The 6,576-nt window shown below is 73.7% G+C and carries 7 protein-coding genes; 5 read left to right on the forward strand and 2 right to left on the reverse strand.

Annotation, left to right across the window (positions count from 1 at the left end):
- Window positions 1-119: 119 nt before the first annotated feature.
- From CCN42_RS39090 to CCN42_RS39105, 4 genes are all read left to right on the forward strand, one after another.
- Window positions 120-659 (forward strand): SigE family RNA polymerase sigma factor, encoded by a 540-nt coding sequence (locus CCN42_RS39090; RefSeq protein WP_086171933.1) that lies wholly within the window; start codon window positions 120-122, stop codon window positions 657-659.
- Complete coding sequence (locus tag CCN42_RS39095) at window positions 659-1,477, forward strand: hypothetical protein (protein WP_211294898.1); 819 nt, start codon at window positions 659-661, stop codon at window positions 1,475-1,477. Before CCN42_RS39090 ends, CCN42_RS39095 begins: the two co-directional genes overlap by 1 nt.
- Before the next feature lie 147 nt (window positions 1,478-1,624).
- Window positions 1,625-3,457, forward strand: a complete 1,833-nt coding sequence (locus CCN42_RS39100; protein ID WP_086741930.1) for a histidinol-phosphate aminotransferase family protein — start codon at window positions 1,625-1,627, stop codon at window positions 3,455-3,457.
- On the forward strand, window positions 3,454-4,257 hold the full coding sequence (locus CCN42_RS39105) for a phosphatidate cytidylyltransferase (RefSeq protein ID WP_086741931.1): 804 nt from the start codon (window positions 3,454-3,456) through the stop codon (window positions 4,255-4,257). Before CCN42_RS39100 ends, CCN42_RS39105 begins: the two co-directional genes overlap by 4 nt.
- On the opposite strand, the gene CCN42_RS39110 is transcribed toward CCN42_RS39105, so the two are convergent.
- Entirely contained in the window at window positions 4,240-4,863 is a 624-nt protein-coding gene (locus tag CCN42_RS39110) for a GNAT family N-acetyltransferase (RefSeq protein WP_086171929.1), read from the reverse strand. The two genes, CCN42_RS39105 and CCN42_RS39110, sit on opposite strands and share 18 nt — an antisense overlap.
- A 212-nt stretch (window positions 4,864-5,075) precedes the next feature.
- Between CCN42_RS39110 and CCN42_RS39115 the strand changes: the two genes are divergently transcribed.
- Window positions 5,076-5,933: a MaoC/PaaZ C-terminal domain-containing protein gene (locus CCN42_RS39115; RefSeq protein WP_086741932.1), complete on the forward strand. Its 858-nt coding sequence runs from the start codon at window positions 5,076-5,078 to the stop codon at window positions 5,931-5,933.
- An 87-nt stretch (window positions 5,934-6,020) separates the two neighbouring features.
- Here the strand turns inward: CCN42_RS39115 and CCN42_RS43565 are convergent, their stop codons facing one another.
- Window positions 6,021-6,179, reverse strand: a complete 159-nt coding sequence (locus tag CCN42_RS43565; RefSeq protein ID WP_086741933.1) for a hypothetical protein — start codon at window positions 6,177-6,179, stop codon at window positions 6,021-6,023.
- Between the last annotated feature and the right edge of the window lie 397 nt (window positions 6,180-6,576).

Here is a 6,576-nt window from a genome sequence, read left to right on the forward strand (position 1 = left end):
GGCCAGGACCGCTCGCTGAGCCTGCCCCGGCAGGGGGTGAGCGGGGCGGGAGAAAGTTGGAGTGGGGAGGCAACGGTTCGCGGTGCCCATGGACTCCTTTGTTTGTCTAGGAGGTGCCCATGGGGGATCGGAAGCAGGCCCGGGACGAGGAGTTCCAGGCCTTCGTCATCGGCCGCTGGCCGCGGCTGATGCGCACGGCATTTCTCCTCACGGGGGAGCAGCACGCGGCGGAGGACCTGGTCCAGTCGACGCTCGAACAGGTCTATGTGGCCTGGCGCAAGGTCGGCTCGGCCGATGAACCGGAGGCGTACGTCCGGCGCGTGATGATCAACGCGCACGCCCGCAGACACCGCAGACGCCTGCGGGAGTTCCTGGCGCCGAAGGACGACTCCGGCCTCGCGCACGAGCAGCCGGACACGGGCGACCGCATCGCCCAGGCGGACGACCGCAACGCGCTGCTGACGGCACTCGCCGAACTGCCCGCGCGCCAGCGGGAGGCAGTGGTGCTGCGGTACTGGGAGGACTTGACGGAGACCCAGACGGCCGAGGCCATGGGCTGTTCCGTCGGTGCGGTGAAGAGCAACGCGGCGAAGGGGATCGCGAAACTCCGCGCTATACCGGGGCTGGCCGAGACGGTGACACAGGGAGGGCGGAAGTGATGGGCGCGAACCGGGAGACCGAGCACGACATGTCGCACACGGACATCGCTTTCCTGCTGGCCGAGGCCGCGGACGAGGTCGAGATCGGTATAGCCCCCTACCAGTCGGTGCTCCGGGGCGGACGCCGCCGCAGAGCCCGCCGCTGGGCCGTGGCGGCGGCCACGGCGCTGCTGATCAGCGGCTCGTCGGCGACCCTGGCGGTCGCGGGGCTGCCGGGCGGAGGCGGCGACCGGGCCGCTCCGCCCGCCGGCCGGTCGCAGCCCGCGACACCTGATGTGTTCTCGCCGCAGCGGACCCTGCTCGCCAGGGGGAAGGACGGGGGCAGGGAGTGGTCGGTCGTGCTCGACGTCTGGGCGGCCCCCCGCGACGAGACGGAGGCACAGGCCCAGCTGACGCGGATGGCCGAGTACGGGGAGTTCCCTCAGGAGGTCCGGAACGCCTACGTGATGGCCGGCAGCAGCCACTACTTCGTCCGCAGCTTCGTCGACGGCACCGAGTCGCTGGTCATGTGGTCCGCCTTCACCCATGACCAGGGCGTGCCCCAGGACCTCACCACGGCCGCCGTCTCCCTGGACCGCGGCGACGACAGCCCGGAGCGCCTGGTCGTCGGCCAGGTCACCAGGGCCGCCGGCCAGGTCACCTGCACCTGGAAGGACGGCACCAGCACCGTGGTGGAACGAGCCCCGGAGAACAGCGAGACACCTGCCGGCACGAGGTTCATCCAGCTCGCCGACGGCTCCCCGGTCGACTGGTTCGTCTGCCTCGCGCCGCGGGGCACGGAGTACGCCGCGGCGGAGGTGACGAAGCTCGCCGACTAGCCCGGGGGACCGGCCGGTGGGCCCTTGTCCTTCCGCCGCGCCTGAGTACGCGTACTCAGACGGGCTGCGTCGCCCGCCCCTGACGCGGCCCCACCGCGGTCCCGAGGATGAAGTCCCCCGCCGCCCCCGTGCCCGAAAGAGGTGCCCATGGCCCGTGACCTGCAACTGCGCGATGCCACTCCCGAGGATCTGGAGTGGATCCACGAACTGCGCCACCGTGTGTACGCGCAGGAGCTGGGCCAGCACGCGCCGAACCCCAGCGGGCGGCTCAGCGACGGACTGGACGGCGACAACGTCTACCTGGTCGCGGCACGGGGAACGGACCGGATCGGCTTCGTCAGCGTCACCCCGCCCTGGGTGGGCCGGTACGCCCTGGACAAGTACCTGACCCGCGACGAGCTGCCGCTGCTCACCGAGGAGGACCCGTTCGAGGTGCGCATCCTCACCGTCGAGCCGCGCCGGCGGACCACCGCCGCGGCATCCCTGCTCATGTACGCGGCCCTGCGCTGGATCGCCTCCCGGGGCGGCCGCACGGTGGTGGCCATGGGACGCACGGACGTGCTGCCCATGTACCGGGCCGCCGGTCTGCGCCCGGTCGGCCGCACCGTCCGCAGCGGCGCGGTGACGTTCGAGGTGCTCACCGGCAGCGTGACCGAGCTGACCCAGGGGGTGATGGAACGTCACCGCACCGTGCTGGAACGGCTGGTGTCCACGGTGGACTGGCGGCTGGACATGCCCTTCGCGCCCGGCCCGGACGGCTGTGAACACGGCGGCGCCTCCTTCACCGCGATCGGTACGGACTTCCGCACCCTGCACCGGCGGCACGAGGTGGTCGCGGCCGACGTGCTGGACGCCTGGTTCCCACCGGCGCCCGGGGTGCGGGACGTCCTCGCGCAGGACCCGGCCTGGGCCGCCCGCACCTCCCCGCCGACCGGCGCCGAAGGCCTGGCGGCCGAGATCGCCGCCACCCGGGAACTGCCGCTCGACGCCCTCGTCCTCGGCGCCGGTTCCTCCGACCTGATCTTCCGGGCGTTCGGGTGCTGGCTGACCCCGGAGAACAGAGTGCTGCTCATCGACCCGGGCTACGGCGAGTACGCGCACGTCACCGAGCGGGTCATCGGCTGCCGCGTGGACCGGTTCCGGCTGCGCCGCGAGGACGGCTGGCGCATCGACCCGGCCCGTCTCTCCGCCGCCGTCCACGCCCGCCCCTACGACCTCGTGGTGGTGGTCAACCCGAACAACCCGACCGGACGCCACACCCCGGCCGCGGAGCTGCGCTCGCTGATCGCCGCCGCACCCGCCCGAACCCGCTGGTGGATCGACGAGGCGTACCTGGGCTACACCGACCTGACCGAGTCGCTCGCCGGCCTCGCCGCGACGGACCCGCGGGTCGTGGTGTGCAGCTCCCTGTCCAAGATGTACGCCCTCTCCGGCCTGCGGGCCGCCTATCTGGTGGCCGAGCCGGGCACCGCGGCGCAGCTGCGCCGGCGGACCCCGCCCTGGCCGGTCAGCCTCCCGGCACAGCTGGCCGCGGTGGCGGCCCTGCGCGACCCGGCCTACTACCGCGACCGCTGGCAGCGCACCCACGAGCTGCGCCACCGGCTGGCCGTCGGCCTGGCCGCACTGGACCAGGCCCTCGTGGTCGAGGAGTCCGTGGCGAATTTCCTCAACGTGACCCTGCCGCCCGGCGGGCCGAGCGCCGCGCGACTGGTGCGGGAGTGCCGCCGGCATGACGTGTATCTGCGGGACCTGTCGCCGCTGTCCCCGGCGTACCAGGGGCGCACCGTGCGCATCGCGGTCAGGGACACTGCGGAGAACACACGCATCCTGGTCGCGTGCGGAGCCGCCCTGACCGCGCTGCGGGAGGGCCCGGCCGCGCCCGGTTCCACTCTCGCGCCGGCCGCGCCCGGTACGGTCCCCGCGCCCGATCCGGTCGGTTCGGTCTCCGCGCACGTGCCCGTCGGCGGAACCGCTCGATGATCACTGTTGCCTCCCTGGCGCCCTATCTCGGTGGTGCGCTGGCCCTGGGCGGTATCGGGGTTGTGGCGTCGCGGCGTCGTGAGCTGATGGTCCGGTGGTGCGCCTGGGCGGTGGGCGTGCCGCTGGTCGCGGGCGCCTTCTGGTGGGGCCGCCCGGGCGCTGCGGCCGTCGCCGTTGCGGCCGGGCTGATCGCGGTGCTGGAGTACGGCGGACTGATGCGGCTGGGCCGGACCGACCGGCTGGTGCTGGCCGCGGCGCTGATGGGGGTGGTGCTGACGACCTGGCTGGCTCCTGGGCAGGTGCTGCGGGCCGCCGCGCTCGGGGCCCTCGCGGTGGCGGCGGTACCGCTGCTGTCCGGCGACGCCGACCACGGCCAGCGCCGACTCGCCGCCGGACTCCTGGGGCTGGCCTGGCTGAGTCCGCTGGCCGCGCTGGTGCCGCTCGGGGCGAGCGCGCTCGCGCTGTTCGTGGCGGTCTCCGTCGCCGACATCGTGGCGTACTTCGCCGGGCAGGGGCTCGGTGGACCGCGGCTGTCGCCCCTGTCACCGGCCAAGCGCTGGAGCGGCACACTCACCGGAGCCGCCGCCGGGCTCGCCGCGCTCGCCCTGCTGTCCGCGCTGAGCTGGCCGATGGCGGCAGCCGTGGCGGTCGGCGGGCCGGCCGGCGACCTCCTCGAATCGATGATCAAGAGAGGCGCGCGGGCCAAGGACGCCGGCCGCTGGCTCCCCGGCTCGGGCGGCCTGCTGGACCGGATCGACTCGCTCCTGGTCGCCCTGGCCGTGCTACTGGTCCTGCGCTGACCCCGGGCGCGGCTCCCGGCGCATCGCCCACAGCGCCGGTCCGCCGCCCGGCAGCCGCAGTTCCGTGAGGACGGTGAAGCCGAAGTGCTCGTAGAGAGGGAGGTTGGACGGCTTGGAGGACTCCAGGTAGACGGGCAGTCCGGCCGCGTCGGCCCGGGCCAGCCCCGAGCGCAGCAGGGCGGCCCCGTGCCCCTGGCCCCGGGCGGCGGGGTCGGCGCCGATCACGGCGAGGTACCAGTGCGGCTCCTGCGGGCCGTGCTGGGCGGCGGCCTCGACGGCCTCCCGGAACAGCGGCGCGCGGTCGCCGAGGATCTCCTGGAGCTGCGCGACGGTCGCCGCGTCCGGGACGGCCTTCTCCTGCCCCTCCGGCGGGACCCAGAAGGCGGCGGCCGAGCCGGTGTGCTCGCAGACGCCGTGCCGCAGGTACTGGCGGGTGAGGAGGGTGGCGAAATAGCGGGACAGTCCGGTCTCCCGGGTGGCGTCCTCGGGGAAGAACCAGCGCATCATCGGGTCGTCGTCGAAGGCGAGGGCCAGGAAGCGGCTGATGGAGGGCACGTCGTCGGACGTCGTTGTCTTCGGTATGTGCGTCGTCGGCATATGGGTCATTCTGCGCGGAGTGATCTTCGCGAGTTCACCCGCCCCCCCCAGTACGTCGCACAGCGGCAGGGCCGCTGACGGGTCGTCAATCGCGAGGCGGTGCAACGGAGAGACGTCCAGCAGGGCGGGTCCGCGGCTCCGGGACGACCACGGTGCGGCCGGCGGCGTGGACGGCCCGCACCGGGGTTTCCCCCTCCGGCTCCGCCGGGCACAGGAGCCCCATGCCCATTGACGCAGCCAAGGCCCTCGCCGCCGAACCCCGCACCGGCGAGATCTCCTGGACGCCCAAGGACGTCCTGCTCTACCACCTCGGCATCGGCGCGGGCCGCCCCGCCACCGACCCCGGCGAACTGTGCTACACCCTGGAGTCCCGGCTGCACGTCCTGCCGAGCTTCGCCACCGTCGCGGGCGCCGGCTCACCCGGAGTGATCAGCGGCCTGTCCATGCCCGGCGTCGACGTCGACCTCGCCCGCGTCCTGCACGGCGGGCAGTCGCTGACCCTGCACCGCCCCCTCCCGGCCGAGGGCACCGCGACCGCGACCGACAGGATCGCCGCCGTGTACGACAAGGGCAAGGCGGCCGTACTGGTCATGCGCACCGACGTCGCCGACGCAGAGGGCCCGCTGTGGACCGGTGACGCCCAGATCTACGTACGCGGCGAAGGCGGCTGGGGCGGCGACCGGGGCCCGGCCACCCGGCGCGAACCGCCGGCAGGCGCGCCCGACCGGACCGTCGAGCGGTCCGTCCGGGAGGACCAGGCGCTGCTCTACCGCCTCTGCGGCGACTGGAACCCGCTGCACGCCGACCCCGAGTTCGCCGAGCGGGCGGGCTTCGACCGGCCCATCCTGCACGGCCTGTGCACGTACGGCATCACACTGAAAGCCGTCGTCGACGCGCTGCTCGGCGGGGACGTGACCCGGGTGCGCGGCTACGCCGCACGGTTCGCCGGGGTTGTCTACCCCGGGGAGACCCTGCGGGTGCGGATGTGGCGGGAGGACGGGGAGATCCGGGTGGACGTCAGCGCCGTGGAGCGGGGCGACGCACCGGTCCTCGCCGACACCGGCGTCCAGTACGCGTGAGCCGCCGAACCTGCGCCGGAAGCGTACGACAAGGCCCCGCTCGCCGTGAGGTGAACGGGGCCGTGTGTCATACCGATTGACGTACCGTCAGGCCGCCGTCTCGGTCTGCTGCTCCACCGGCTTGCGGTGCCGGCCGCGGGGGGCCGACTCGGTGTCGTGCGCCGAGACCGGACCGCGGTGCTTGCCGTGGCCGGGTGCCGTGGTGCGGTCGGCGGGCAGCGGCTGGGACGTGCAGGCGTCGCTCATCGGAAGAATTCACCCCGTCAACATGATCTTTCTTACAGCCGGGGGAGTCTAACCGGCACACCTCGGGTCGAATCCAGGCGGCCACGCCGACCGCCACTAGTTCGTTACAAGACGCCCCAACGTGCCGTCGGCCAGCGGCGCTTGCTGCAACGGCACCGGCCGTGGCGCGACCGGCTCCGGAGGGTCCGGTTCCGACTGCTGCGGTCCCCAGGGCGAACCCGCACGGCCCGTGCCGTCCCCCCGTCCCGGCCCCTCCGCAGGCGCCTCTCCCACGGCCCCCGACATGGCTCCCGTGGCCCCCGCCGTGCCCCACGTGGCCACCATGAACGCCATGACTCCCCGGGCCTCGGCAGTCTCCCCGGCAGCCCCAGGACCCGCGTCCCGCGCACCCCATGTG

This window comes from Streptomyces glaucescens, from assembly GCF_002154375.1.
In the GTDB taxonomy this organism is placed as follows: domain Bacteria; phylum Actinomycetota; class Actinomycetes; order Streptomycetales; family Streptomycetaceae; genus Streptomyces; species Streptomyces glaucescens.